Here is a 26264-nt window from a genome sequence, read left to right on the forward strand (position 1 = left end):
CCCCATTTAACCCAGCATTTCGCGTTGCAAAAAGGCGTCAAGACCCGAAATCCCCGGGAGCTTACATCAGTAAGTGACCGGGGTTGAGGGCCGCAGACAACGCATCGGCAGCGGGAAAGGCGCCCCCCACCCATTTAACCCAGCATTTCGCGTTGCAAAAAGGCGTCAAGACCCGAAATCCCCGGGAGCTTACATCAGTAAGTGACCGGGGTTGAGGGCCGCAGACAACGCATTTGCAGCGTGAAAGGCGCCGGTTAAATTATTTGGCGTCGGTCGCCGTACCGTTAGCATGCCAGGTAAAGACCCCGAACTCGAACCCTTTCAGGTCGCCTTTCTGATCCCACGACAGCGGGCCCATCACGGTGTCTACCGTCGCGCCTTTCAGGTATTTAGCGATTTCCGCCGGATCGTCAGACTGATTCAGGCCCGCCTGCAGCGACTGCAGCGCCGCGTAGGTGGTCCACACGAAGGCGCCGCTCGGATCCTGTTTCTTCGCCTTGATCGCATCCACGATCGGTTTGTTCGCCGGAACCTGGTCGTAGTTCTTCGGCTTGGTCACCAGCAGGCCTTCCGCCGACTCGCCGGCGATGTTAGACAGGGAGACGTTCGCTACGCCTTCCGGGCCCATAAACTGGGTTTTCAGACCGGCAGCACGGGCCTGACGCAGGATCTGGCCCATTTCCGGGTGGTAGCCACCGTAGTAAACGAAATCGATATTCTCTTTCTTCAGGCGCGCCACCAGGGTGGAGAAATCTTTCTCACCGGCGGTGATGCCGTCGAAGAAGACCACGTTCGCCCCGCCTTTTTTCAGGCCATCCTGCACCGCACGGGCCAAACCTTCACCGTACTGCTGTTTATCATGTACCACAGCGATACGCTGCGGCTTCACTTTGTCGAGAATGTATTTCGCTGCGGTGGGTCCCTGATCGGAGTCCAGGCCGGTGGTGCGCAGGATCAGCTTATAGCCGCGCGCGGTCAGCTCCGGGGCAGTCGCTGCCGGCGTGATCATCAGAATGCCTTCGTCTTCATAGATGTCAGACGCCGGCTGAGTGGAAGAGGAGCACAGATGGCCAATAACGTACTTGATGCCGTCGTTGACCACTTTGTTGGCGACCGCTACCGCCTGTTTCGGGTCGCAAGCGTCATCATATTTGACGATCTGCAGCTTATTGCCCTTGATGCCGCCCTTAGCGTTGATATCCGCTACCGCCTGCTCGGCACCGGTAAACTCCTGGTCGCCGTACTGAGCCACCGGGCCGGACATCGCCCCGACGACCGCGATTTTGATGTCTTCCGCCAGCGCCGCGCTGCTCATAACTAAGGCAATACATCCTGCCAGTAACGCTTTACCCTTCATATTCATCCTGAGGCTCCCCATTATTATGGTTTTTGCATTTGTTGTGATGTTGTTTGTTAGCGCATTATTTTGTTTATATCGATAGGAAAAGCATATGATAGCTAATTCACCGGGGGCTGCTCGCGCTTTTGCAGCACACTATGCTAAACATACCGTCATTCTGAGGAATTTGAAACGACTAAATTGCGGGCTATGTAACAGATAAGTGACAAATAAAAAAACCGCGCCAGCATGAACCGGACGCGGTGCAAAACAGGCCCTGATTACCAGCCAGCGGGCAGGTAGCCTACCGCGGACGCTATCGCGTAGACGGCGCTGCAAAGATACAACAACACAATGAAGCATTGGATAAGCGGATGGGTCATCCAGGCCGGACAGGTCCAGCCTGGGGTCAGGTCGCCACGCTGGCGGGCGCCCTTCAGCATCAGGATCGGCATAATTGATAAAATGACGCCGCTGAACACTCCGGCAAAATAGAGCGCGTTGACGAAAGAAACCATGCCGCTATAGGCCAGCACGAACGGCGGGATCGCCACCACCAACAGCACCATCAGGCGCCGGGCGGGCTGTTCGTCATTCCCCAGGCGGAACTGATCGAAGATATTGGTCAGAAAGCTGCCGCCCAGCCCCCAGTAAGAGGTCAGCATGGCGCACAGCGCAAACAGGTTGGCCGAGAAGAACGCCCATTCGCCAAGCGCCCGGCCCCAGGAGATGGTGGCCACATCCGAGATATTGTCCAGGCCATTAAGCGAGATAACCGATAGCGGCACCAGCGCCAGCAGGGCAAAGGTCAAAGCCATACCGACCATAATGGCCCTGGGCAATTTTTCCGGTTTGTCGGCGAAGCCCCGCGCCATCTCCGGCACGATATACTGTGCCGAGAAGCAGAATGCCACGACATTGAAGACCGGAACCATATACAGCCAGTTGCCGTCGAGCAGATAGCCCACGCGGGTGGTCTCTTTCAACAGCGTGGCAATCACCAGCACCGAGATCATCACCACCATACCGATGCTGATAAATTTCTCGCCGCGGCCAATCGCCTTCAGGCCCAGGTAGAGCACCCCTGCCGCCGGGACGAAAAACAGCACGCTGCCCAGCGCCGGCGAGATGCCAAACAACGAGTGCAACAGCTTGCCGCTGCCGGTCATATAAGCCGTCAATGCGCCGACGCTGTTAACGCAAACGGAGAGGAACATCATCAGCGCGCCAAAGCCGCCGACGTAGCGCTTCGATAAACCACTGAGCTGCAGATGTTTACGGGTGCGGAGCGTGGATTCCGCGACATAGAGCATAGTCACCGTCGTCAGGCTGCCCACCAGCACCAGCCAGAACAGCAGCGGTAAGAAGCCCGCTTTGCTCGACGCATAGGCGATAGAGAGGACACCCGCACCGATATTGGTACCGACAATCATCGATACCCCTTCGATGAAGCTCAGAGATTTTGTAGGGACAGCCGTACGTTCCCGGCCGGTGAGGACGGGAGAAAAGGTGGAGTTTTCAGACATAATACTTTCCGTTTTACTCCGGCGGTTTTTACCGCCGGAAAAAAGGTGATATCAGGGTGATAAACCACTCACGCTGAGCATGAACAGCTGGCTGCGGCGTCCTGTTTCTGTTCGGCTTCCCTGCCGCCGCAGCCCGCCGGGGAGACGTTAGCTCTTCAGGATGCGCGCCAGAATATCCAGCGCTTTCGAGAACTGGGCGTCGGGGATAGTCAACGGATACAGGAAGCGGATCACGTTGCCGTAGACGCCACAGCTCAGCAGCAGCAGGCCGTTTTCCTGCGCTTTCTGTTGCACCTGGCGGGTGAACTCCGGCGACGGCTCGCCAGTTTGCGGATCGTTAAACTCCACCGCCACCATCGACCCCCGGCCACGGACATCAACGATCGCCGGGCAGGTGGCGCGCGCCTGGTTGAGCACCTCCTGCAGATGGCTACCCAGCTGTTCAGCCCGTTGACACAGCTGCTCTTCGGCAATGACATCCAGCACCGCGTGCGCCGCGGCCACCGCCAGCGGGTTACCGGCATAGGTTCCGCCCAGCCCGCCTGGGGCTGGCGCATCCATCACCTCGGCGCGACCGACAACGCCCGACAGCGGGAAGCCGCCGGCGAGGCTTTTCGCCATCGTCATCAGATCCGGTTTCACCTGATAGTGCTGCATAGCGAACAGCTTGCCGGTGCGGGCGAAACCGGTCTGCACTTCATCAGCGATCAGCAGAATACCGTGGGTATCGCACAGATCGCGCAGCGCCTGCATAAAATCGGCCGGCGCGACGTTAAAGCCGCCTTCCCCCTGGATCGGCTCGAGGATAATGGCCGCTACCTGATCCGGCGCAATATCCGCTTTGAAAATACGCTCCAGGCTTTTCAGCGCATCCGCGGTGGTCACGCCGTGCGCCTCATTGGGATAAACGCCGTGATAGACCGATCCCGGGAAGGGCCCGAAGCCGATTTTGTAGGGCGCGACCTTACCGGTGAGGGCCATGGTCATAAAGGTACGGCCGTGGAAGCCGCCGCCGAAAGTAATCAGCCCCGGGCGGCCGGTGTAAGCGCGGGCAATTTTCACTGCGTTCTCAACCGCTTCCGCGCCGGTGGTGAAGAAAGCCGTTTTTGCCGGCCCGTCAATTGGCGCCAGATCGTTGATACGCTCCGCCAGCGAAACATAACTTTCGTACGGCACAATCTGATAGGCGGTGTGGGTGAACGCCTGCAGCTGATCGGCGACCGCGGCGACCACTTTCGGATGACGGTGACCGGTATTTAACACGGCGATCCCGGCGGCGAAATCGATCACCTCATTGCCTTCGATATCCCACAGCGTGGCGTTTTCCGCCTTCTCGACAAAGTAGTTACACATTACGCCTACGCCGCGCGGCGTCGCCTGCTGGCGACGTTGATTCAGTTCTGAGCTTTTCACCTGCGAATCTCCTGTCGTGTATGTCACGTTATCGCAACAAATTAGAAACGATGTCGTTTATTTACACAGGAGTTGGCCCTATAATCGAGTACCAATTTAGAATATCTGAGGGATCCAATTGCGTTCGCTGGTGGGTGACCTGGTGCTGGTCCGTCTGCAGGAAGAGCGGGATCCTCTTCTGCACAAACGCTTATATAACGCGCTGCGCCGCGCGATCCTCGATGGTTCGCTGGCGCCGCAAAGCCGCCTGCCGCCGTCGCGCGATCTGGCGGGTGAACTCGGCGTATCAAGAAACACCATATTAACAACTTATGAACAATTACTGGCGGAAGGATATGTGGTTTCCCGCCGGGGAAGTGGAACATTCGTTGCCCAAACCGCCCCTGAGAGCTCATTGACGGCTAAAGGTCAGCAAGAAAACAGCAGTATCGCGGCACCGACGGTGCATCTTTCACGCCGAGGCCAACATCTGCTCGGCCAGGTCAGCGCCAGCCCGCGCCAGTGGGGGGCGTTTATACCCGGCGTGCCGGACGTTAACGCCTTTCCCCACCCGCTGTTCAGTAAGATCCAGGCCCGTATCAGCCGTCGGCCCAAGCCGGAGCGGCTCAGCTATAGCTGCAACGGTGGCACCCCGGAACTGCAGCAGGCGCTGGTGGATTATCTGCGCGTGTCGCGCGGCGTCCACTGTCAGGCAGATCAAATTCTTATCACCGAGGGGATCCACCAGGCGATCGATCTGGTCACCCGCATGCTGTGTGATAACGGCGATCTGGCGTGGGTGGAGGAGCCTTCCTATTGGGGGATCCGCCACGTGCTGGCGATGAACGACGTTCGGGTGGAACCCCTGACCGTCGATGCCAACGGCCTGTGCCCGCCGGAAACGGTTGACGACGCGCCGAGGCTCATCTTCGTTACGCCTTCCCACCAGTACCCGCTGGGCGCGGTGATGAGCCTTGAGCGCCGCCAGCGACTGCTGGCGCTCGCCCGTCAGCAGGGGAGCTGGATCGTCGAAGATGATTATGACAGTGAGTTTCGCTTTTCCGGCCAGCCGATCCCTGCCCTGCAGGGTCTGGTCCCCGATGCCCCGGTGGTCTATATCGGCACCTTCAGCAAAACGCTCTATCCCGGCCTGCGCCTGGGCTACGTGGTGATCCCCCGTCCGCTGGTCAGCGATCTGAAGCACGCCCATGCCGAGCTTTACCGCGGCGGCCATTCGCTGATCCAGATGGCGCTGGCGGAGTTTATTACCGCCGGCCACTATTCGGCCCATATCCGCCGTATGCGGTTGCTCTACAGCCGTCGCCGCGCCTTTTTAACTGAGCTTATCCAGCGGCACTGTATGCCGTACGCCCTGTCTGACTTCAGCGATAATGCCGGGCTGCATTTGATCCTCAATTTGCCCGCAGAGGCTGACGATGTGGCGATTGCCAAAGAGGCTAATGCGCGCCACATTCTGGTGCGGCCGCTGTCGCGCTACTACCTGACGGCGGCGCGGAAGAAAGGATTACTGATGGGATTCGCCAGCCAGCCCGAAGAGCAGATGGCGCCGGCGTTCAGCGTCTTACTCGGCTGCCTGCAGACGCACTGCCCGCAGATGCTCCTGCCCCGGGAGGACGCAGAAAAACAAAACGCCCCAACCTGAGGCGGGGCGTTATCGGGGAGCCTGATATCAGGTATCAGGCAGGCGTGGCGTATCAGGCTTCGATAGCGGCACGCAGTTTTTTCATGGCGTTCTTTTCCAGCTGACGCACACGCTCTGCGGAGACGCCGTAGCGGTCGGCCAGTTCCTGAAGCGTGGACTTGTTGTCTTCGTCCAGCCAGCGGGCGCGGATGATGTCCTGGCTACGCTCGTCCAGGCCCTGCATCGCATCAGTCAGCTTATTCGCCGCCTGCTCTTCCCAGTTGTCGTCTTCGATGCCGTCGGCAAAGTTAGACGTTTTGTCCTGCAGATAAAGGACCGGCGCCATCGGCTGGCTGTCGGACTCATCGTCGGAAGACATGTCGAAGGTCATGTCCTGGGCCGCCATACGGGATTCCATCTCGCGGACGTCTTTGCTCGACACGCCCAGCTCACGGGCCACCATTTCCACTTCATCCTGGTTGAACCAACCCAGACGCTGTTTGGTTTTACGCAGGTTAAAGAACAGCTTACGCTGTGCTTTGGTGGTAGCGACCTTCACAATACGCCAGTTACGCAGCACGTATTCGTGAATTTCAGCTTTAATCCAGTGCACGGCGAAGGAGACCAGGCGCACACCCACTTCCGGGTTGAAGCGACGCACGGCTTTCATCAGGCCGATATTGCCTTCCTGGATCAGATCCGCCTGCGGCAGGCCATAGCCCGAGTAGTTACGAGCAATGTGAACAACAAAGCGCAGGTGAGACAGAATCAGCTTTTTCGCTGCTTCCAGATCGCCCTGGTAATGCAGCTTTTCAGCAAGCTCCCGCTCTTCATCAGCCGACAGCATCGGCCAAGTGTTAGCGGCCCGGATGTACGATTCCAGGTTACCAACGGGGGCTAAAGCTAAAGTTTGCATTTCTTTGGTCATTCAAATCCTCTCAATTGATATCTTCTGACGCGTTCTTGTCCCCATCAGGCAACAAGCATGCCAGCATTCATGAGCAACGAGAATATCACTCACATTAGTATCAGACAGTGATTTTATCCACAAGTTCCATGCAACGGTGTGAATAAATTACGCACAAAATGTGACACCACGATGAACAAGTGAGGGCAGGAAAAGGAGAACAAGCTTGCGGTATCTTTCCCTGCGAACAGGAACTCATTGCAGCAGGGAAAGATTATATCACGCTTTTTTTAATCGGGAGTAAAGTGACGTAAATGTTGCACTGTCGCCAGCCAGGCGGCGACCCACCCGATCATCGAGCAGACAATCAGCATCAACAGGCACTCGTCGAAGCCCAGGCCGCTCAGCTCAAACTGGGTGCCGAACACTTTCGCCACTTCGGTCACTGCCGACGAGAGGCGCATCACCAGAATCTCCGACAGGATCAGCGATAAAAACGCGCCGGAGAATCCCAGCATCGCCCCGCCGTAGAGGAACGGACGCAGGATAAAGCCGTCGGTGGCGCCGATCAGCTTCTGCACGTTAATGGTATCGCGGCGGGCAAAGATGCTCAGGCGCACGCTGTTGCCGATCACCAGGAACACCGCCGCCACCATCAGCACGCCGATCATCGCCGACACGCGGCCTACCAGCCCGGTAAGCGAGGAGAGACGGGCAAACCAGCTGTCGTCCATCCGCACCTCATCCACCCCCTGGATCCGCGATACCCGCTCGCGCAGGGTATTGAGCGCTTCCGTGCTCTGGAAATCCAGCTTCGGCACCACGATGGCGACCGCCGGCAGCGGGTTCTCTTCCAGCATATCCAGTGCGCCGCCAAAGCCTGACCAGTTACGGAATTCACCCAGCGCCTCGTCACGGGACAAATAGTTTACCTTGTCGACGCCCTGCTCCGCCTGCAGCTGGCCCACCACCCGCGCCGCGGCGTCGTCATCCAGCGTTTTTTCCAGATAAACGGTGATCTGCGGCGATGGATAATACTGTGACGCCGCGCTGCTGACGTTTTTGTAGACCATGTAGCAGACGCTTGGCAGGGTCAACGAAATGGCGATGACCATCACCGTCAGGAAGGTCGCCAGCGGCGTGCTTTTGAGATCCTGCAACGCGCCGTGCCAGGCATAGCGCACCTGTTCGTTGAACACGTTACTCTTACGCGAGGCCGGGTTAGGCGCCGCTTTCGGCCGTTTTGGCGCATTGCGCCCGCCGCCGCTGCCACCCGCCGCGTTGCGCAGGCGATCGAACTTACTGCCGAACTGGCGAATCTGGTTCATTGCGTCGCGCTTATTCACCCCGAATGCCTCCATGCAGATGGCCGTCGCTGAGCGACAGCACGCGGTACGGACGACTGGAGATAAGCCCCAGATCGTGCGTCGCCATCAGTACCGTCACCCCAACGCGGTTAAACTCTTCAAACAGACGTAAAATCCCCTCCGAGAGCGCCTCGTCGAGGTTACCGGTCGGTTCATCCGCCAGCAGCACCGCCGGCTTGTTGACCACCGCGCGGGCTATACCGACGCGCTGCTGCTCACCGCCGGAGAGCTGAATCGGAAAGTTCTTCGCTTTGTCCAGCAGGCCGACCTTGTCCAGCGCCGCCGAGACGCGGCGACGAATGTCATCGCCGCTGGCGCCGGCGATAATCAGCGGGATCGCCACGTTGTCATACACGGTACGATCCATCAGCAAATGGTGGTCCTGGAAAATCATGCCGATCTGGCGGCGCAGGAATGGCACCTCACGGCTCTTCAGGCGGCTGATTTCATGACCGCTGAAGAAGATTTTCCCGGCGCTGGGCCGTTCAATACCACAGATAAGCTTCAGCAGGGTACTCTTCCCTGCGCCGGAATGGCCGGTCAGAAACGCCATCTCGCCCGGCTGCAGGTGGAAGGTCACCCCCTGCAGCGCTTGTCTCCCACCGAGATAGGCTTTGCTGACTTGTTCAAAGCGAATCATTCTTAATCCTCTCGGGCAAAAAGTGCCTCAATAAAGTCGCCCGCATTAAACGGACGCAGATCCTCAATACGCTCGCCGACGCCAATATAGCGAATCGGAATGCCGAACTGATCGGCCACCGAGAAGATCACGCCGCCTTTGGCGGTGCCGTCCAGCTTGGTCAGGGTGATCCCGGTCAATCCTACCGCCTCATGGAACAGTTTGGCCTGGCTAATGGCATTCTGCCCGGTGCTGGCGTCAATAGTTAACATCACCTCATGCGGCGCGTCGACGTCCAGTTTTTTCATCACCCGGACAATCTTCTTCAGCTCTTCCATCAGGTGCGATTTATTCTGCAGACGCCCGGCGGTGTCGGCAATCAGTACGTCAACATGGCGCGCCTTCGCCGCCTGAATGGCGTCGAAAATCACCGAGGCGGAGTCCGCGCCAGTATGCTGGGCGATCACCGGGATATTGTTACGCTGACCCCAGACCTGCAGCTGTTCCACCGCCGCCGCGCGGAAGGTATCACCCGCCGCCAGCATCACCGATTTACCCTGCTGCTCAAACTGACGCGCCAGCTTGCCGATGGTGGTGGTTTTCCCCACCCCGTTTACGCCGACCATCAAAATAACAAATGGCGTTTTGCCTTCTACGTTCAGCGGCTCATCCACTTTGGCGAGAATCTCGCCCATCTCTTCTTTCAGCAGGCCGTACAGCGCTTCCGCATCGCGCAGTTGCTTACGGCTGGCGCCTTCCGTCAGGTTAGTAATGATCTTGCGGGTGGTTTCCACCCCGACGTCGGCGATCAGCAGTTGCTCTTCCAGCTCTTCAAACAGATCATCGTCGATCTTCTTGCCGCGGAACAGGCTGATAAATCCGGAACCGAGATTTTCTTTGGTTTTCAGCAAGCTACGCTTGAGGCGGGCGAAAAAGCCTTCTTTCGTCGGTTTTTCCTGCTCCTGAGCCAGCGCTTCCACCGGCGCCTCGTCCTCGGGCTCCGGCACCACGACCGCCGCCTCTTCGGCCGCCTCGGCCGCCAGCGCCAGTGCTTCCAGCTCTTCATCGCTTAACGGGGCGTCCTCTTCAGGGACCTCCGTCTCCTGCGGCTCGGCGATAACGTCTGCCACAGGCTGCTCTGCTACGGCTTCCGCCACCACCGGTTCGGCGATCACCTCTTCCGCCAGCGGCTCAACCACCGCAGGCTGTTCAGGCGGTTCGCTGACCGCGGGCTCCGGTTCAACAACAGGCGCGTCTTCGACCAGAGCAGGCGTTTCCACCCACTCTTTTTCCTGCACGCTGGCAGGCTCCGCGAGGTGCGCTTTTTCGCTTTCGACCACCGTCTCGGTCACTTCGACGACATCTTCGGCAAACGCCTCCGGGTCTGCTTTCGGCGCGCTCGGCTCAGCAGGGGTTTCCGCTACCGGCGACTCATCGGCAACCGCTTGTTGTTCTTCTACTTTTTGTTCAGTCTCGGTTTCCTGTGCCTGTTCTTTCTGTCCAAAGCCCAGCCAGGAAAAGAAGCCACGTTTTTTCTCTTTTGCCATTTGCGACCACACTCCTCGCTGTTTTATTCATGGCGCAGCTTCATCAGAAGCTGAAAAAATGATGAAATTAGTCGGATAGTCTATCACTTAACTTAACTCGCAGCACCGCCCCCGGATTAAGGTTTCGTCAACCGCCGTCGATCGCTAGAATAGCAGGCCGGAAGTTGAGACTTGAGCAGAGAGATGAAAAAACCAAACCACGCGGGCAGCGGCCAGATCCGCATTATCGGTGGGCAATGGCGCGGCCGTAAATTACCGGTGCCGGAGAGCCCGGGCCTGCGGCCGACCACCGACCGGGTTCGCGAAACCCTTTTTAACTGGCTGGCGCCGTCCATCGTTGACGCGCACTGCCTCGACTGCTTTGCCGGCAGCGGCGCGCTGGGGCTGGAGGCGCTGTCCCGCTATGCGGCCAGCACCACGCTACTGGAGATGGAGCGCGGCGTAGCCCAGCAGTTGCAAAAAAATCTCGCCACCCTGAAAGCGGATCGCGGCAAGGTGATCACCACCAACACCCTCAGCTTCCTGAGCCAGCCGGGGACACCGCACCAGATCGTGTTCGTCGACCCGCCGTTCCGTCAGGGGCTACTGGAAGAGACGCTACGTCTGCTGGAGACACAAGGCTGGCTGGCCGATGAGGCCCTGGTGTATGTCGAAAGCGAAGTCGAAAACGGTTTACCGCCGGTGCCAGCTAACTGGCAGCTGTATCGTGAAAAAGTGGCCGGACAGGTCGCCTACCGTCTTTACCAACGTGAGGCCCAAGGAGAGCACCATGCTGATTAATTTAGGCCGCCTGCTGATGCTGTGCGTCTGGGCCTTTCTGTTATTGAACCTGTTTCAGCCCTTCCCGAAGCCGCTGAATATTTTCGTCAACGTCGCGCTGATTTTCATGATCCTGATGCACGGGCTGCAGTTGACGCTGCTGAAGGCGACGCAGCCGAAAGAGGCGCCGCCGCTGAGCCGCTTTGAGCAAATCCGCATTTTTATCTTCGGCGTGTTTGAGCTCGTCGCCTGGCAGAAAAAACTGAAGGCGACGCTGAAAAAGTAGTCCTGAAAAGGGCTCAGGGATCGGGCGTAAACGCCACGAACGCTGTGCCCTTATAACTCAACATCCCGCGATCGCCCACGCTCAGCGCATGATATTGCGGCGCGTCGAGGCGAAACATCACCTCCAGTCCACCGTTTTCGGGGCGAAAGCTCGCTTCATAGCGCGTCTCACTGCCTGCGGGCGTCACCGTCTGCTGCCGCGAGCGCCGATCGTTAATCACTTTTTCCCGTTTATTGCTGACGATAACCCGCTTTTGTAGCAACGGCGCGGCGTCATTCGCCTGTTTCTCACGGCGCTGCTGGACATAGCGAAACGAAGCCGCCACCACAATCACCGCGACGACCAGAACAAAAAAGAGGGGCATTTTACTCATCAAGGTTACCCATAAAAAATATCAGGATTCAGCATACTGCGTCGGGAATAACATTGTCATCTGCTACGCCAAACCACTACACTGAGTTGTAGCATCACGCATCCGTAACTTTCTTTATGATAACAGATACAGGGACTTACTATGCTTTGGTCATTTATTGCTGTCTGTTTCTCCGCATGGCTTTATGTCGATGCATCCTATCGTGGGCCGGCCTGGCGACGTTGGGTATTTAAACCTGTCACCCTGATTCTGTTGCTGTTACTGGCCTGGCAGGCGCCGATGTTCAATGCCATCAGCTATCTGGTGCTGGCCGGCCTGTGCGCCTCGCTGCTCGGCGACGCCCTGACCCTGCTGCCGCGCCAGCGGGTGATGTACGCGGTGGGCGCTTTCTTCCTGTCACATCTGCTGTATACCATCTGGTTCGCCAGCCAGCTGACGCTGTCGTTCTTCTGGCCGCTGCCGCTGGTGCTGCTGGTATTCGGCGCCCTGCTGATGGCGGTGATCTGGAGTCGGCTGGAAGAGATGAAAATGCCGGTGCTGACCTTTATTGGAATGACGCTGGTGATGGTCTGGCTGGCCGGTGAGCTGTGGTTTGCCCGCCCCACCAACACCGCGCTGTCCGGTTTCGCTGGCGCGGCCCTGCTGCTGCTGAGCAATGCCGTGTGGCTGGTGAGCCACTATCGTCGCCGCTTCCGCGCCGATAACGCCATTGCCGCCGCGTTCTACTTTGCCGGCCACTTCCTGATCGTGCGCGCGCTATACCTGTAATTTAGTCCTTGACTCTGGAGTCGACTCCAGAGTGTATCCTACGGCTAATGAGAAAATTATCATTTCCCGGAGGGTGCCATGTCGACTCCAGACGCGCAGGATAAAAAAGTCCCACAATTCTCGTCATTCACCATGCGGCCAGCGACCGCGCCGGCGGAGAGCTGCTGTACAGATCACGCCTGCGCCACAGAATCCGCCCCTGCCGCCGAAGCGCTCGACGACGCCCGCTATAGCTGGCAGGTTGATGGCATGGACTGCGCCGCCTGCGCCCGCAAGGTGGAAACCGCGGTTCGCCAGGTACCCGGCGTCAGTCAGGTCCAGGTGCTGTTCGCCACAGAAAAGTTGCTGGTTAACGCCGAGGGCGATATCCGCGCTCAGGTTGAGAACGCGGTCCGCCAGGCGGGCTATACGCTGCGCGATGCCGATGCTCCCGCAGCAGAGAAAACCCGAGGGTCGCTGCTGCGCGACAATCTGCCGTTACTGACGCTGGTTATCATGATGGCCCTGAGCTGGGGGCTGGAGCAGGCCAACCACCCTGCCGGTCAGTTGGCCTTTATTGCCACCACCCTGGTTGGCCTGTGGCCGGTTGCTCGCCAGGCGCTGCGCCTGATCAAGAGCGGGAGCTGGTTTGCCATTGAAACGCTGATGAGCGTCGCCGCCATCGGGGCGCTGTTTATCGGCGCCACTGCGGAAGCGGCGATGGTCCTGCTGCTGTTCCTGATCGGCGAGCGTCTCGAAGGCTGGGCCGCCAGCCGCGCACGGCAGGGGGTGAGCGCGCTGATGGCGCTGAAGCCCGACACCGCCATCCGTCTGCGCAACGGTGTGCGGGAAACCGTCGCCCAGCGCGACCTGCGTCCCGGAGATGTGATTGAAGTGGCCGCCGGCGGGCGTCTGCCGGCGGATGGCCAGCTGCTGTCGCCGTTTGCCAGCTTTGATGAAAGCGCCCTGACCGGCGAGTCGGTGCCGGTGGAGCGTCAGGCCGGGGAACGAGTCGCGGCGGGCGCCACCAGCGTCGATCGCCTGGTGCAGCTTACCGTGATATCCGAACCGGGCGACAGCGCCATCGACCGCATCCTGAAGCTGATTGAAGAGGCAGAGGAACGTCGGGCGCCAATCGAGCGTTTTATCGATCGCTTCAGCCGGATCTACACCCCGGCCATTATGGTCGTAGCTTTGTTGGTCGCCATTGTCCCACCGCTGTTCTTCGCCAGTGCCTGGCTGCCGTGGATTTATAAAGGGCTGACGCTGCTGCTGATCGGCTGTCCGTGCGCGCTGGTCATCTCCACGCCGGCGGCCATCACCTCCGGCCTGGCGGTCGCCGCCCGCCGCGGGGCGCTAATCAAAGGCGGCGCGGCGCTGGAACAGCTGGGCCAGGTGCGGCAGGTGGCGTTCGATAAAACCGGCACTCTGACCGTCGGCCAGCCGCAGGTGACTTCGGTGATCGCCACAGCTGAGGTTGACGACAACGCGCTGCTGGCGCTGGCGGCGGCGGTGGAGCAAGGCTCCAGCCACCCGCTGGCGCAGGCCATCGTCCGTGAAGCACAGCGGCGTCAGCTGAGTATTCCGCTTGCCAGCGGCCAGCGGGCGCTGGCGGGCTCTGGCATCGAAGCCGAGGTGAACGGCAGCCGCATCTTGATCTGCGCCGCCAGCAAAGCCGCCCCGGCAGAACATGAGGCGCAGATCCAGCAGCTGGAAAGCGCCGGGCAAACGGTAGTGCTGGTGATGCGCGGCGAGACGCTGCTCGGTATTCTGGCGCTGCGCGACACCCTGCGCGACGACGCGCGTCAGGCGGTGGATGCTCTGCATCAGTTGGGGGTTCAGGGGGTGATCCTTACCGGGGATAACCCGCGCGCCGCGGCAGCCATCGCCAGCGAACTGGGGCTGGAATTCCGCGCCGGTCTGCTGCCGGCGGACAAAGTGAAAGCCGTCATGGCGCTGAATGCCGATGCGCCGCTGGCGATGGTCGGGGACGGAATCAACGACGCCCCGGCGATGAAAGCGGCCACCATCGGCATCGCCATGGGCAGCGGCACCGATGTGGCGCTGGAGACGGCCGACGCCGCGCTGACCCATAACCGTCTGACCGGCCTGGCGCAGATGATTTCTCTGGCGCGCGCCACCCATGCCAATATTCGCCAGAACATCGCGATAGCCTTAGGGCTGAAGGGGATTTTCCTCGTCACCACCCTGCTTGGCCTGACCGGCCTGTGGCTGGCGGTGCTGGCGGATACCGGCGCCACCGTGCTGGTAACGGCTAACGCGCTGCGGTTATTGCGTAAGAAGTTGTAGCATAGATACCGGCTTCCCTGCTCGCGCTACGCTTAGCAGGGCTACGGTTCCAGACCGTCGGGTAGCCCGGATAAGGCGCTACGCGCCGCCATCCGGAGTATTTCCTGCTCGCGCTGCGCTTAGCAGGGCTACGATTCCAGACCGTCGGGTAGCCCGGATAAGGCGCTACGCGCCGCCATCCGGGGTATTCCCTGCTCGCGCTGCGCTTAGCAGGGCTACGGTTCCGGACCGTCGGGTAGTCCGGATAAGGCGCTACGCGCCGCCATCCGGGATATTCCCTGCTCGCGCTACGCTTAGCAGGGCTACGATTCCGGACCGTCGGGTAGCCCGGATAAGGCGCTACGCGCCGCCATCCGGGGTATTCCCTGCTCGCGCTGCGCTTAGCAGGGCTACGGTTCCAGACCGTCGGGTAGCCCGGATAAGGCGCTACGCGCCGCCATCCGGGATATTCCCTGCTCGCGCTGCGCTTAGCAGGGCTACGATTCCGGACCGTCGGGTAGCCCGGATAAGGCGCTACGCGCCGCTATCCGGGAAAAGCTCAGTGGCTTTTGCGGATCAGATAGCGGTACGGCAGGGCTTCGGTTTCCTGGGCCACCAGCTCATGCTCCATAAAGCGGCAGAATCCCGGGATATCGCGGGTGGTGGCCGGATCGTCAGCAATAATCAGCAGCGTCTCGCCGACCGGCATCGTCCGCACGGTTTTACGCACCATCATGACCGGCTCCGGGCAGCGGAGCCCCAGGGCATCCAGGGTATGGTCAGGAGTGGAGAAAAGTTCGCTCATTTTAGTCTCACGTTAACAAAACGGCCCTAGTTTACCCCCAGTTCGCCAGTACGCAAGCCAGGTTAACGTTTGCGCGAAAAACAACCATTGCATTACGCCGACAACGCAGTATCATGCAGCCGTTTTTTATTGGGTTCCCTCACCCCAACGTTCCGCTGCCGATTGCTCCTTAACCTGAAGCATGACGGGCATAAAAAGGTCACAATATGAATCCGTTTACTACCGTACAGCGCAAAAAAGCGCTCGTCTGGCTTTCGCTATTTCATCTGCTGGTCATCACCTCCAGCAACTATCTGGTTCAGCTGCCGATCTCCATTTTTGGTTTCCATACCACCTGGGGCGCGTTTAGTTTTCCGTTTATCTTTCTCGCCACCGATCTGACGGTACGCATTTTTGGCGCACCGCTGGCGCGACGCATCATTTTCGCGGTGATGGTCCCGGCGCTGGTTATCTCTTACGGCATCTCTGCGCTGTTCTACATGGGCGAGTGGCAGGGCTTTGCCGCGCTGGGCACCTTTAATCTCTTCGTCGCGCGCATCGCCATCGCCAGCTTTATGGCCTATGCACTGGGGCAGATCCTCGACGTCCACGTCTTCAACCGCCTGCGGCAGAGTCGCCACTGGTGGCTGGCCCCCACCGCCTCGACGCTGTTCGGCAACATCAGCGATACCGTCGCGTTCTTCTTTATCGCTTTCTGGCGCAGCCCGGACCCGTTTATGGCCGCCCACTGGGGGGAAATCGCCCTCGTCGACTACAGCTTTAAAGTGCTTATCAGCATTATTTTCTTCCTGCCGATGTACGGCGTGCTGTTAAATATGCTGTTGAAAAGACTGGCGGATAAATCTGATTTGTCGGCATTACAGCCGAGTTAAAGGTACTCGCGGGCCGATGTGTTAAGATAGCCGGATGAGCCATTAGTGGCCGTTTATCGAAAGGAAGATGTCAATGCGCAATTTGGTTAAATATGTCGGTATTGGCCTGCTGGTAATGGGGCTTGCCGCCTGCGATAACAGCGATTCAAAAGCGCCAACCGTTGGCGCAGCAGCGGAGAGCAATGCCAGCGGCCAGGCAATCAGCCTGCTGGATGGCAAACTGAGCTTCACCCTGCCTGCGGGCATGGCCGACCAGAGCGGCAAACTGGGTACCCAGGCGAACAACATGCACGTCTACTCTGACGCTACCGGCCAGAAAGCGGTCATCGTCATCGTCGGCGACAGCACCAATGAAGATCTGGCGGTACTGGCGAAACGACTGGAAGATCAGCAGCGTAGCCGCGACCCGCAGCTGCAGGTGGTGAGCAACAAATCGCTGGAGATGAAAGGCCATACCCTGCAGCAGCTGGACAGCATCATCTCTGCCAAGGGGCAGACCGCCTGGTCTTCCGTGATCCTCGGCAAAGTGGATGACAAACTGCTGACCCTGCAGGTGACCCTGCCGGCGGACAACCAGCAGCAGGCGCAGACCGAAGCAGAAAGCATCATCAACACCCTCACCATCCAGTAATTACTGGCCTGGTGCGATGGCCTCCGGTTCGCTAACCGGGGGCCGTTTTTTTAGCCGCCAGCCCAACAGCAGCGCCGCCATCACCAGCCCAGCCGCGGCGAGATAAATCATCGAGATCCCGGTCCACGCCATCAGCAATCCGGCCAGCGGCCCGGTGACCCCCAACGACAAATCCATAAACACGGTATAGGTCGCCAGCGCCGACCCCTGATTGTGCTGCGGCACCGCTTTGACCGCCACCACCCCCAGCGCCGGGAAGACCAGCGAGAACCCCGCCCCGGTAAGGAAGGTACCGATTTTCGCCAGCAACGGCGTATCGGCAAAGCCGACCAGCAGTAGTCCGATAATCTCCACGCTAAAGCAGAGCATCGCCACGTTCAGTCCACCGAGGCGATTAATGCCGTTAGGAAACAGCAGCCGCGTGCCAACGAACGCGCAGCTGAATAACGTCAGAGCGAAAGCCGCGCCGTCCCAGCCTTTGGCGTCATAAAACAGCGTGATAAAGGTGGCGATCACCCCGAAGCCGGCGGAGGCCAGCGCCAGCGCCATACCGTAGGGCCAGACCCGGCCAAGCACCGCGCGAAACGACATCGCTTTACCTTTGGTAGCCTTCACCGCCGCGCGGGGCAGCGCACAGAGGATCGCCACCAGCGCCACCGCCATAATGACTACCGCCAGGCCGCTGAGGCCAATGTGTGAATAGCACAGCACGCCGAGCGGCGCGCCCATCGCCATCGCCCCGTAGGTCACAATCCCGTTCCACGAGATCACCCGCCCGATATGCAGCGAACCGACCACGCCGACGCCCCACAGCGTCGAGCCTGTGCCGGCGAAGCTCTGGCCGATACCAAGGATCACCCGTCCGAGGCATAACAGCAGCAAGCTAACCAGAGGCCAGCCGCTGCTCCAGGCCGCCAACAGATAGCTCAAACCGCTCAAAAAACAGCCACAGAGACCGAAGACGACAATCTTTTTAGGCCCCAGCAGGTCGGCATAGCGCCCGGCATGCGGGCGGCTGAGCAGCGTGGCGAAATATTGCAGACTAATCACCAGCCCGGCCCAGAAAGCGCTAAAGCCCATGACATCATGCACATAGCCGGGCAGCACCGCCAGCGGCAGGCCGATGGTGAGATAGCTGGCAAAGTTAAAGATAACGACAGAGACAATCCGCAGATTGAGGCGCAGTCCATTGAGCGCCGGCTCGGCGACGGGTTCGGGCATCAGGTTCCACCAGAGTTTTATAACATAGAACCACTATTACCACGACCTCCGTTGAAAAGCAGCCTTCCGATAGTAATAGCCGGACCGGCGACATCGCCATGCCCATCACCGCAAATTCCGCGACGATTTGTCGGCTTTACTCAATTGAAATATATACATGCATATTAATGATTGTCGCTATTGCCTGGTCAGGATTAAATTACATATACTTCATCGCTGCCCTGATAGCGCCTTATTGTTTATCAGAATTTTAATATTTCAATAACATTGGAGTATTCATCTGTCATATTTATAAATACAGATGAAGATTTGAATCTGACAGAACAACCACAGCATATCAGCCTGCTTAAATTTTTCTCACGTGGCATAAACCAATGCCCTGTAGCTAATAAATTGATATGGAGTATTCATGAAAAAAATTATTCATTGGATGATTGCCGCAACGGTTGTCAGCGCGCTTGCCGGTTGCGCGCGTACCGCCCCTATTGAACAAGTCAATACGATAGTGAGTGCCGGTCATACTGCGGCGCAGGTGAAGGATGCGATTATCAAAGCGGGTGCACAGCGCGAATGGATTATGTCTGATGCGGGCCCTGGCGTTATTAAAGGTCACTTACAAAATCGCGACCATGTTGCTGACATTAAAATTAACTACTCCGCAACAAGTTATTCTATTGTTTATATGAGTAGTCTGAATCTAATGGCCGCCAACGGAAAAATTCATAGAAACTATAACCGTTGGGTACACAACCTCGATAAAGATATCCAGGTTACCCTGGCGGCAAACACCGCAATGCAACAATAAATATACATACGGGTCACTAATGGCCCGTTTCCTCCGATTATATGTAAAAGGTTGTACCAAACGTGTACCAACAGGATTCTCTCAGCGCGCTTGATGCCATCACTGAAGCGCAGCGTATTGCTTTTGCTCCTATGCTCTTTCAAAGCGCATTATGTCTACGAAACTCAGGCATTCTGGCTTTTCTGGACCAGCAAGGTAAACTCGGCGCGACGCTTGAAGCCATCAGCGAAATTTTCGAGGGAAAAGAATATGCCGTTAGCGTTTTGCTGGATATGGGGTTAAGCGGTCGTATCCTTACCTGTAAAGAAGAGCGCTATTACCTTTCTAAAATAGGACATTTCTTACTTCATGATACGATGACGCGAGTAAATATGGATTTTACTCAAGACGTTTGTTATCAGGGATTATTCTTTCTGGAAAATGCCCTCCAGGAAGGAAAGCCTTCAGGGTTAAAAGTTTTTGGTGAGTGGCCAACGATCTACCCAGCATTGTCGCAACTTCCGCAAGCGGCGCGTAAAAGCTGGTTTGCTTTCGATCATTACTATTCCGACGGCGCCTTCAGCGCCGCGCTACCATATGTATTCGCCAGCCGGCCCGCAACCCTGTACGATGTCGGCGGGAATACCGGCAAGTGGGCGCTGCGCTGCTGCCAGTATGATGAAAATATCGCAATTACGTTATTAGATTTGCCGCAACAAATTGCGCTGGCCCGCGAAAATATAGAAAATGCGGGCCTTACCCATCGCATTGACTGTCATGCTGTGGATATGCTGAGTGACGCCCCCTTACCAGGAGAGGCGGATATCTGGTGGATGAGCCAGTTCCTTGACTGTTTTTCCCCGGAACAAATTATCACCCTACTCAGTAACGTCGCGCAGGTCATGAAACCTGGCGCGCGCCTGTGTATTCTGGAGCTGTTCTGGGATGCGCAGAAGTTTGAAGCAGCATCATTTAGTCTGAATGCGTCTTCGCTCTACTTTACCTGTATGGCCAACGGCAACAGTCGTTTCTACAGCGTAGAGAAGTTTTATCGCTATCTGGAAATGGCGGGTTTCCGGGTAGAACAACGCCACGATAATTTAGGCGTTGGGCATACCTTGTTGATATGTGAGAAGAATAATTGATTTTTCGCGGACGCGTGTAGATGACATTTGCATTTAACATAGTTGATTGGCAGGCCTTCGCGCCTGGAGTCAGTGGCACCGAGCAGTGGCAACGGTGGTCACAGCATTTGCACGCCATCGATCCAACCGCGGCGCCGGCCAAACTTAGCGAATTACCGATGATGACCGCCCGTCGACTCAGTTCAGGCAGCAGGCTGGCCGTGGAGTGCGGGCTGGCGATGCTGCGCCGCCATGAGATCGACGCCGTTCTCTATACCAGCCGTCACGGCGAACTAGAACGTAACTATCGCATCCTGCACGCCCTGGCGATGGAGCAGGCGCTCTCGCCTACCGATTTCGCCCTATCGGTACATAACTCCGCCGTCGGCAATCTGACGATTGCAGCGAAAAAACCCATTGCATCGTCATCGCTCTCCGCTGGACGCGATACTTTCCAACAGGGTTTATATGAAGTGATGGCTCTACTACAGGCGGGCTATCAGCGCGTCTTGATGGTTGATTTCGATGGTTTTCTGCCTGAATTTTATCACTCGCAGCTACCACCGGCGATGCCAACCTGGCCCTACGCGGTGGCGTGGGTCATTGAAACGGGAAGCCAATGGCGCTGCAAAGCGCAACGTCATGACGCAGTCGAAGAGAGCACGCTGCCGCAAAGCCTGTTGTTTTTACAGTATTATTTGCAGAATGCGCGCGCATTCACGCTGCCCGGCGAACGCGTGCAATGGCAGTGGAGCCGTTCATGACCTCTCTTCTGTGTCGCCTTAATCGGCTCTGGCGCGCGGCGATGACCGGTTTTTGTTTCGCGCTGTTTGGCCTTGGCGGGCTGCTGCTCTCTGTTGTCTGGTTCAATCTATTGCTGCTCCTGGTGCGCGATAAGGCCCGCCGCCGCCGCATCGCGCGGCGCAGTATTTCGCTCAGTTTCCGCTGTTTTCTCAGCGTGGTGAAAGGCGTCGGCGTACTCGATTACCAGATTAAAGGGCGCGATATTTTACGTCAGGAGCGCGGTTGCCTGGTGGTCGCCAACCATCCCAGCCTTATCGACTACGTTATGCTGGCCTCGGTGATGCCGGAGACCGACTGCCTGGTGAAAAGCGCGTTGCTGAAAAACCCATTTGTCAGCGGCGTGATCCGCGCGGCGGATTATTTGATTAACGATCGCGCCGATGCCCTGCTCCCGGCCAGCCGGCAGCGCTTACAGCAGGGCGATACCATTTTGATTTTCCCGGAAGGAACCCGAACGGTGCCGGGAGAAAAAATGCAGCTGCAGCGCGGCGCGGCCAATATCGCCGTGCGCTGCGGCAGCGACTTGCGCGTCGTCATCATCCGCTGCACCGAGCATATGCTGGGTAAACAGAGCAAGTGGTACGACGCGCCGCGAACGAAGCCGTTATTTACCGTCGAAGTCGGAGAACGGTTGCGAATAGACCAGTTTTACGAGGCAAATAAACAAGAACCGGCGCTGGCCGCACGGCAGTTAAACCGGCATATTTTGCTTAAATTAGAATCAGGCACTACACCTGAAACAGGAATTAATGATGCAAGCGCTTTATCTTGAAATTAAGAATCTGATAATCAGTACATTGAACCTGGACGAGTTGTCCGCTGATGATATCGACACCGATGCCGCCCTGTTTGGCGATGGCCTGGGTCTGGACTCCATCGATGCGCTGGAGCTGGGCCTGGCGGTGAAAAATCAGTACGGCGTGGTGCTGTCGGCTGAGAGCGAAGAGATGCGTCAGCACTTTTTCTCCGTCGCCACGCTGGCATCATTTATTCAAGCGCAGCGTGCCTGAGGAGAACCGTCATGACCGAACAACAAGCCATTTACGAAGAAGTCTCCTCGCTGCTGGTGAAGGTATTTGAAATCGATCCGCAGGATATTAAACCTGAGGCCCACCTGTACGAAGATCTCGAACTGGACAGCATCGACGCCATCGACATGATCGTCCATCTGCAAAAGAAAATCGGCAAGAAAATCAAGCCAGAAGAGTTTAAAACCGTACGCACCGTGCAGGATGTCGTCGATGCGGTAGAACACTTACTGAAAGAAGCGTAATTCACCATGTCGGGCATACGCTCGCTGCCGGTCGTTCCGTTATTGACAGGGGTATTGCTGCTGGCCTGGCCGTTCTTAGTCTGGTTTGGCCTCGCGCATAACAGCCTGCAAGGGCTGTTGCCGCTCATGGCGCTGATGTTGTTTTTACGCTTTCGCCAGACCCGGCGACAAGCGGGAGCGCTGAGCGTGGTCACTCAGATTGTGGCGGTGGCCGGCATGACGCTGTGTATCGCCAGCTACCTGCTGAAAACCCATCAGCTGCTGCTGTTTTATCCGGTGGTGGTGAACAGCGTGATGCTGGCGGTGTTTGGCGGTTCGCTATGGTCAACGATGCCGATCGTCGAGCGCCTGGCGCGACTGCGTGACCCCACTCTCCCGGACAGAGCCGTGCGCTACACCCGACGCGTCACCCAGATCTGGTGCGCCTTTTTCATCATTAACGGCAGCATTGCGCTGTTTACCGCGCTGTATGGCGATCTGTCCCTGTGGACGGCGTGGAACGGCATGATTTCCTATCTGCTGATGGGCACGCTAATGGCCAGCGAGTGGCTGGTGCGCCAGCGGGTGATAAAACGAGATAAACCATGAAGCAGCCTCTCCCGCTGGACCAGTGGCTCAGCGCCCCGCGTTCGCCGGAAACGCCGATCGCGTGGCAGGACGCCCAAGTCTGGACGCTCGCGCATCTGCGCCATGACGTTGTCCGCCTGCTCACGCACTTGCGACAGCAGCCAGGCGCGCGCTGGGCGCTGTGCATTGAAAATAGCTACTTGTTTATCGTCGCCCTGCTGGCAACGCTGCATGCCGGCAAAACGCCCGTGCTCCCCGGCCACGGTCGCCTGTCGCTGTTAAATGAGCAAAAAGCGCTGTTTGACGGCCTGCTCAGCGATAAAGCGCTGGCATGGGATGGGCCGCTGCTGAAGGTCGAGTCCACCATGACACCGATGCGCGACGAGACAGATTTTCCGGCGCCAGGCAAAGACGCGCGCATCGAGTTGTTCACCTCCGGCTCCACCGGCCAGCCGAAGCCAATTAGCAAACCAATTGACTCCCTCGACCACGAGGCGGCGCTGTTATCGGCGCACTATGCCGGGCGTCTGACGGGCTGTCGGGTGGTGGCCTCCGTGGCGCCGCAGCATTTGTATGGCCTGACGTTCCGCTTGTTTCTGCCGATGGCGCTGGGGTTGCCGCTGCACGCCGCAATGCTGGAATACCCCGAACAGCTAACGGCATTAAGCCACCAGCATCGCTACCTGTTTATTAGCAGCCCGGCCTTCCTCAAACGGCTTGACCACCGGCTGCCCCCGCCGCCGATGGCGATGATTGTGTCCGCCGGCGGCCAGCTGCTCTGGCGGGATGCCATGCAGGCCGCCAGCTGGTGCAATACCTGGCCGGATGAAATCTACGGCAGCACCGAAAGCGGCGTCATCGCCTGCCGCCCGCGCCTGCAGGATCAGGCGCCGTGGCAGCCATTCCCAGGCATCCGCTTTCAGCCAGAAGGCGACACGTTTCGCCTGTTTTCTCCGCTTGTCGCCGACAATCGCGGCCTGCTGCTCGACGACATCCTGCATTTCACTGAAAGTGGTCACTTCCAGTTGGCTGGCCGTCGGGATCGCGTGGTCAAAATTGAAGAGAAGCGCATATCGCTGAGCGAAGTGGAGCAGCGCCTGCTGGAACTTGAAGGCGTTATCGACGCCGCCGTCCTGCCCATCACCCGCGGCAGCCGCCAGAGTATCGGCGTATTGCTGGTACTTAATCATGACGCTCGCCGGCGCTGGGGAAAAAGCCAGGAGCTGCAATGGCGGAAAGCGCTGCGCCCCCTGCTGGAACCGGTCGCCATTCCCCGCTTCTGGCGGGTGGTTGACGAGATCCCCCTTAACAGTATGAACAAGCGTGTCTACGCGCAGTTACAGGAGTTATTTCATGCAGCCCCATGAAATTGAGCGCCGTCAGCCGCAAGCCGATCGGCTTGAAATTGTTTTATCTCTGGATCCGGCGCTCTCCTGGTTTCGCGGCCACTTTGCCGTCCAGCCCCTGCTGCCCGGCGTCGCGCAGATTGACTGGGCGATGCATTACGCCACCACCCTGCTCGCGCCCGGCTGGCGCTTTCACGATATTCAAAATGTGAAATTCCAGTCGCCGCTGCTGCCGGGCGCGATCGTCACGCTGACCCTGAGCTGGCAGGAAGCGCGCCAGCTCATCACCTTCAGCTATCAGCGCCACGACGGTGAAGCGCGGCACACCGCCAGCAGCGGGAAAATTCACTTATGCCGCTAAATTTCTCTCCCTGCGTGCTGATCCCCTGCTATAACCACGGCGCGATGATGCCGCGGGTACTGGCGCGCCTTGAGCCGTTTAATCTTCCGTGCATCGTGGTGGACGACGGCAGCGATTCCAGTACGCGGCAGGAGCTGGAGCGACTGGCAGCGGAAATCGCCAGTCTGACCTTAATCCGCTTACCACAGAACGCGGGCAAAGGGGCTGCGGTGATCCGCGGCTTACAGGCCGCAGCGCAAGCCGGGTTCAGCCACGCGGTACAGGTCGATGCCGACGGACAGCACGCCATTGAAGATATTCCGCAGCTGCTGGCGCTGGCGCAGAAGCATCCCGAAGCGCTGATCTCCGGCCAGCCGGTTTACGACGACTCTATCCCGCGCTCGCGCCTGTACGGACGCTGGATCACCCACGTCTGGGTATGGATTGAAACGCTGTCGCTGCAGCTGAAAGACAGCATGTGCGGCTTTCGCGTCTATCCGCTGGCGCCGACGCTGCGCCTGGCTAAGCGCGTGACGCTCGGCAAGCGGATGGATTTTGATACCGAAGTGATGGTGCGCCTCTACTGGCAAGGAAACGCCAGCTACTTTGTCCCGACCCGCGTGACCTATCCCCCGGACGGCGTATCGCATTTCGATGCCTTCAGAGATAACTGCCGCATCTCGCTGATGCATACCCATCTGTTCCTCGGCATGCTGCCGCGGATCCCCTCGCTGCTGCTTCGCCGCGCCTCGCCGCACTGGGCGCGTCAGCAGGAGGTCAAAGGATTATGGGGGATGCGCCTGATGCTGCTGGTGTGGCGGCTGTTGGGGCGCAAGGCGTTCTCGCTGCTGCTCTATCCGGTGGTCGGCGTCTACTGGCTGACGGCCAGCACCGCGCGCCGCGCTTCACGAAACTGGCTCGCCCGCGTGCGCGACCAGTTAGCCGTCCGTCAGCTGCCGGTACCCGCCAGACTGAACAGCTATCGCCACTTTCTGCGCTTCGGCGAGGCGATGCTGGATAAAATCGCCAGCTGGCGCGGCGAGCTGCAGTTCGGCCGCGATGTGGTGTTTGCCGCAGGCGCCGAGGAGACGCTCAGTCTCGACGATCCGCGCGGCAAACTGCTGCTGGCCTCGCATCTTGGCGATGTCGAAGCCTGCCGCGCGCTGGCGCAGCTGCAGGGCGGCAAAACCATCAACGCCCTGGTATTCAGCGAAAACGCGCAACGTTTTAAACAAATTATGGCGGAGATGGCGCCTCAGGCCGGACTCAACCTGATGCCGGTGACCGATATCGGCCCGGAAACCGCCATGCTGTTGCAAGAAAAGCTGGATCGCGGCGAATGGATCGCTATTGTCGGCGACCGTATTGCGGTTAACCCGCAGCGCGGCGGTGAATGGCGCGTCTGCTGGAGCCGTTTTATGGGGCAAACCGCCCCCTTTCCACAAGGGCCGTTTATCCTGGCAGCTATTTTGCGCTGCCCGGTGAATTTGATTTTCGCTCTCCGCCAACAGGGCAAACTACGTATTTACTGCGAACCGTTCGCCGATCCGCTGCTGCTGCCGCGCGCCGAACGCCAGCAGGCATTGCAACACATCATCGACCGCTACGCCGAACGGCTGGAACACTACGCGCTGCAGTCGCCGCTCGACTGGTTTAACTTTTTCGATTTCTGGCGTCTGCCGGATCCCAAAGACAAGGAGTAAA

At 58.4% G+C, this 26264-nt stretch carries 27 protein-coding genes; 17 read left to right on the forward strand and 10 right to left on the reverse strand.

Annotated elements, in window-relative coordinates; all coding sequences use genetic code 11:
* Positions 1-259 precede the first annotated feature (259 nt).
* The 3 genes from livJ to FHW76_RS14300 form a co-directional block, all read right to left on the reverse strand.
* Positions 260-1363, reverse strand: coding sequence for a branched chain amino acid ABC transporter substrate-binding protein LivJ (livJ, locus tag FHW76_RS14290; RefSeq protein ID WP_002920812.1), 1104 nt, complete (start codon positions 1361-1363; stop codon positions 260-262).
* Positions 1364-1620: 257 nt separating this feature from the next.
* Positions 1621-2865 (reverse strand): aromatic amino acid transport family protein, encoded by a 1245-nt coding sequence (locus FHW76_RS14295; RefSeq protein ID WP_008806968.1) that lies wholly within the window; start codon positions 2863-2865, stop codon positions 1621-1623.
* A 147-nt stretch (positions 2866-3012) separates the two neighbouring features.
* Positions 3013-4278, reverse strand: coding sequence for a 4-aminobutyrate--2-oxoglutarate transaminase (locus tag FHW76_RS14300; RefSeq protein ID WP_044650082.1), 1266 nt, complete (start codon positions 4276-4278; stop codon positions 3013-3015).
* Positions 4279-4396: 118 nt separating this feature from the next.
* Between FHW76_RS14300 and FHW76_RS14305 the strand changes: the two genes are divergently transcribed.
* Entirely contained in the window at positions 4397-5920 is a 1524-nt protein-coding gene (locus FHW76_RS14305; RefSeq protein WP_023323355.1) for a PLP-dependent aminotransferase family protein, read from the forward strand.
* 52 nt (positions 5921-5972) lie between these two features.
* Here the strand turns inward: FHW76_RS14305 and rpoH are convergent, their stop codons facing one another.
* The 4 genes from rpoH to ftsY form a co-directional block, all read right to left on the reverse strand.
* Positions 5973-6827, reverse strand: a complete 855-nt coding sequence (gene rpoH / locus FHW76_RS14310) for an RNA polymerase sigma factor RpoH (RefSeq protein ID WP_002920815.1) — start codon at positions 6825-6827, stop codon at positions 5973-5975.
* 269 nt (positions 6828-7096) lie between these two features.
* Positions 7097-8152, reverse strand: a complete 1056-nt coding sequence (gene ftsX / locus FHW76_RS14315; RefSeq protein WP_008806965.1) for a permease-like cell division protein FtsX — start codon at positions 8150-8152, stop codon at positions 7097-7099.
* Entirely contained in the window at positions 8145-8813 is a 669-nt protein-coding gene (gene ftsE, locus FHW76_RS14320) for a cell division ATP-binding protein FtsE (RefSeq protein ID WP_008806964.1), read from the reverse strand. Before ftsE ends, ftsX begins: the two co-directional genes overlap by 8 nt.
* A gap of 2 nt (positions 8814-8815) precedes the next feature.
* Positions 8816-10339: a signal recognition particle-docking protein FtsY gene (gene ftsY / locus FHW76_RS14325; RefSeq protein ID WP_044650079.1), complete on the reverse strand. Its 1524-nt coding sequence runs from the start codon at positions 10337-10339 to the stop codon at positions 8816-8818.
* Between the two features lie 183 nt (positions 10340-10522).
* Here ftsY and rsmD point away from each other — a divergent pair, with 183 nt between their 5' ends.
* Both rsmD and FHW76_RS14335 read left to right on the forward strand, forming a co-directional pair.
* Positions 10523-11119 (forward strand): 16S rRNA (guanine(966)-N(2))-methyltransferase, encoded by a 597-nt coding sequence (gene rsmD / locus FHW76_RS14330; RefSeq protein WP_002920820.1) that lies wholly within the window; start codon positions 10523-10525, stop codon positions 11117-11119.
* Positions 11109-11384: a DUF1145 family protein gene (locus FHW76_RS14335; RefSeq protein ID WP_002920822.1), complete on the forward strand. Its 276-nt coding sequence runs from the start codon at positions 11109-11111 to the stop codon at positions 11382-11384. Before rsmD ends, FHW76_RS14335 begins: the two co-directional genes overlap by 11 nt.
* A 13-nt stretch (positions 11385-11397) precedes the next feature.
* Here FHW76_RS14335 and FHW76_RS14340 read toward each other — a convergent pair whose 3' ends face one another.
* Positions 11398-11748 carry a DUF2500 domain-containing protein gene (locus tag FHW76_RS14340; RefSeq protein WP_165454255.1) on the reverse strand — a complete coding sequence of 117 codons (351 nt, stop codon included), beginning with the start codon at positions 11746-11748 and terminating at the stop codon, positions 11398-11400.
* Between the two features lie 150 nt (positions 11749-11898).
* Between FHW76_RS14340 and FHW76_RS14345 the strand changes: the two genes are divergently transcribed.
* Positions 11899-12525 carry a lysoplasmalogenase gene (locus FHW76_RS14345; RefSeq protein WP_004173987.1) on the forward strand — a complete coding sequence of 209 codons (627 nt, stop codon included), beginning with the start codon at positions 11899-11901 and terminating at the stop codon, positions 12523-12525.
* A 78-nt stretch (positions 12526-12603) separates the two neighbouring features.
* Positions 12604-14814, forward strand: coding sequence for a Zn(II)/Cd(II)/Pb(II) translocating P-type ATPase ZntA (zntA, locus tag FHW76_RS14350; protein WP_008806962.1), 2211 nt, complete (start codon positions 12604-12606; stop codon positions 14812-14814).
* Between the two features lie 538 nt (positions 14815-15352).
* On the opposite strand, the gene tusA is transcribed toward zntA, so the two are convergent.
* Entirely contained in the window at positions 15353-15598 is a 246-nt protein-coding gene (gene tusA / locus FHW76_RS14355; RefSeq protein ID WP_002920858.1) for a sulfurtransferase TusA, read from the reverse strand.
* A 206-nt stretch (positions 15599-15804) separates the two neighbouring features.
* On the opposite strand from tusA, the gene FHW76_RS14360 reads away from it, so the two are divergent.
* Positions 15805-16470: a 7-cyano-7-deazaguanine/7-aminomethyl-7-deazaguanine transporter gene (locus tag FHW76_RS14360; protein WP_008806961.1), complete on the forward strand. Its 666-nt coding sequence runs from the start codon at positions 15805-15807 to the stop codon at positions 16468-16470.
* Positions 16471-16543: 73 nt separating this feature from the next.
* A complete protein-coding gene (locus FHW76_RS14365; protein WP_012540380.1) occupies positions 16544-17101 on the forward strand; it encodes a DcrB family lipoprotein in 558 nt (185 codons plus the stop codon).
* On the opposite strand, the gene FHW76_RS14370 is transcribed toward FHW76_RS14365, so the two are convergent.
* A complete protein-coding gene (locus tag FHW76_RS14370; protein ID WP_008806959.1) occupies positions 17102-18322 on the reverse strand; it encodes an MFS transporter in 1221 nt (406 codons plus the stop codon).
* Positions 18323-18731: 409 nt separating this feature from the next.
* Here FHW76_RS14370 and FHW76_RS14375 point away from each other — a divergent pair, with 409 nt between their 5' ends.
* The 10 genes from FHW76_RS14375 to FHW76_RS14420 all read left to right on the forward strand — a co-directional run bounded on the left by FHW76_RS14375 (position 18732) and on the right by FHW76_RS14420 (position 26263).
* Positions 18732-19127: a lipoprotein gene (locus FHW76_RS14375; protein ID WP_183476791.1), complete on the forward strand. Its 396-nt coding sequence runs from the start codon at positions 18732-18734 to the stop codon at positions 19125-19127.
* Between the two features lie 62 nt (positions 19128-19189).
* On the forward strand, positions 19190-20251 hold the full coding sequence (locus FHW76_RS14380) for a methyltransferase (RefSeq protein WP_117143636.1): 1062 nt from the start codon (positions 19190-19192) through the stop codon (positions 20249-20251).
* 20 nt (positions 20252-20271) lie between these two features.
* Positions 20272-20994 carry a beta-ketoacyl synthase chain length factor gene (locus FHW76_RS14385; protein WP_117143635.1) on the forward strand — a complete coding sequence of 241 codons (723 nt, stop codon included), beginning with the start codon at positions 20272-20274 and terminating at the stop codon, positions 20992-20994.
* Positions 20991-21806 (forward strand): 1-acyl-sn-glycerol-3-phosphate acyltransferase, encoded by an 816-nt coding sequence (locus FHW76_RS14390; RefSeq protein WP_122533698.1) that lies wholly within the window; start codon positions 20991-20993, stop codon positions 21804-21806. The genes FHW76_RS14385 and FHW76_RS14390 overlap by 4 nt, the downstream gene beginning before the upstream one ends.
* Positions 21787-22044, forward strand: a complete 258-nt coding sequence (locus FHW76_RS14395; RefSeq protein WP_045397051.1) for a phosphopantetheine-binding protein — start codon at positions 21787-21789, stop codon at positions 22042-22044. Before FHW76_RS14390 ends, FHW76_RS14395 begins: the two co-directional genes overlap by 20 nt.
* Before the next feature lie 11 nt (positions 22045-22055).
* Complete coding sequence (locus FHW76_RS14400; RefSeq protein WP_122533697.1) at positions 22056-22307, forward strand: acyl carrier protein; 252 nt, start codon at positions 22056-22058, stop codon at positions 22305-22307.
* A gap of 6 nt (positions 22308-22313) precedes the next feature.
* Positions 22314-22895, forward strand: coding sequence for a hypothetical protein (locus FHW76_RS14405; protein ID WP_117143633.1), 582 nt, complete (start codon positions 22314-22316; stop codon positions 22893-22895).
* Positions 22892-24241, forward strand: a complete 1350-nt coding sequence (locus FHW76_RS14410) for an AMP-binding protein (RefSeq protein WP_117143632.1) — start codon at positions 22892-22894, stop codon at positions 24239-24241. The genes FHW76_RS14405 and FHW76_RS14410 overlap by 4 nt, the downstream gene beginning before the upstream one ends.
* The gene (locus FHW76_RS14415) at positions 24228-24581 is read left to right on the forward strand and encodes a hydroxymyristoyl-ACP dehydratase (protein ID WP_117143631.1); all 354 of its coding nucleotides are present in this window, start codon (positions 24228-24230) and stop codon (positions 24579-24581) included. The genes FHW76_RS14410 and FHW76_RS14415 overlap by 14 nt, the downstream gene beginning before the upstream one ends.
* Positions 24572-26263 (forward strand): glycosyltransferase, encoded by a 1692-nt coding sequence (locus FHW76_RS14420; RefSeq protein WP_122533696.1) that lies wholly within the window; start codon positions 24572-24574, stop codon positions 26261-26263. The genes FHW76_RS14415 and FHW76_RS14420 overlap by 10 nt, the downstream gene beginning before the upstream one ends.
* The last annotated feature ends 1 nt before the right edge of the window (position 26264 follow it).

The organism is Klebsiella sp. RC2 (genome assembly GCF_014192815.1).
Taxonomy (GTDB): domain Bacteria; phylum Pseudomonadota; class Gammaproteobacteria; order Enterobacterales; family Enterobacteriaceae; genus Klebsiella; species Klebsiella variicola.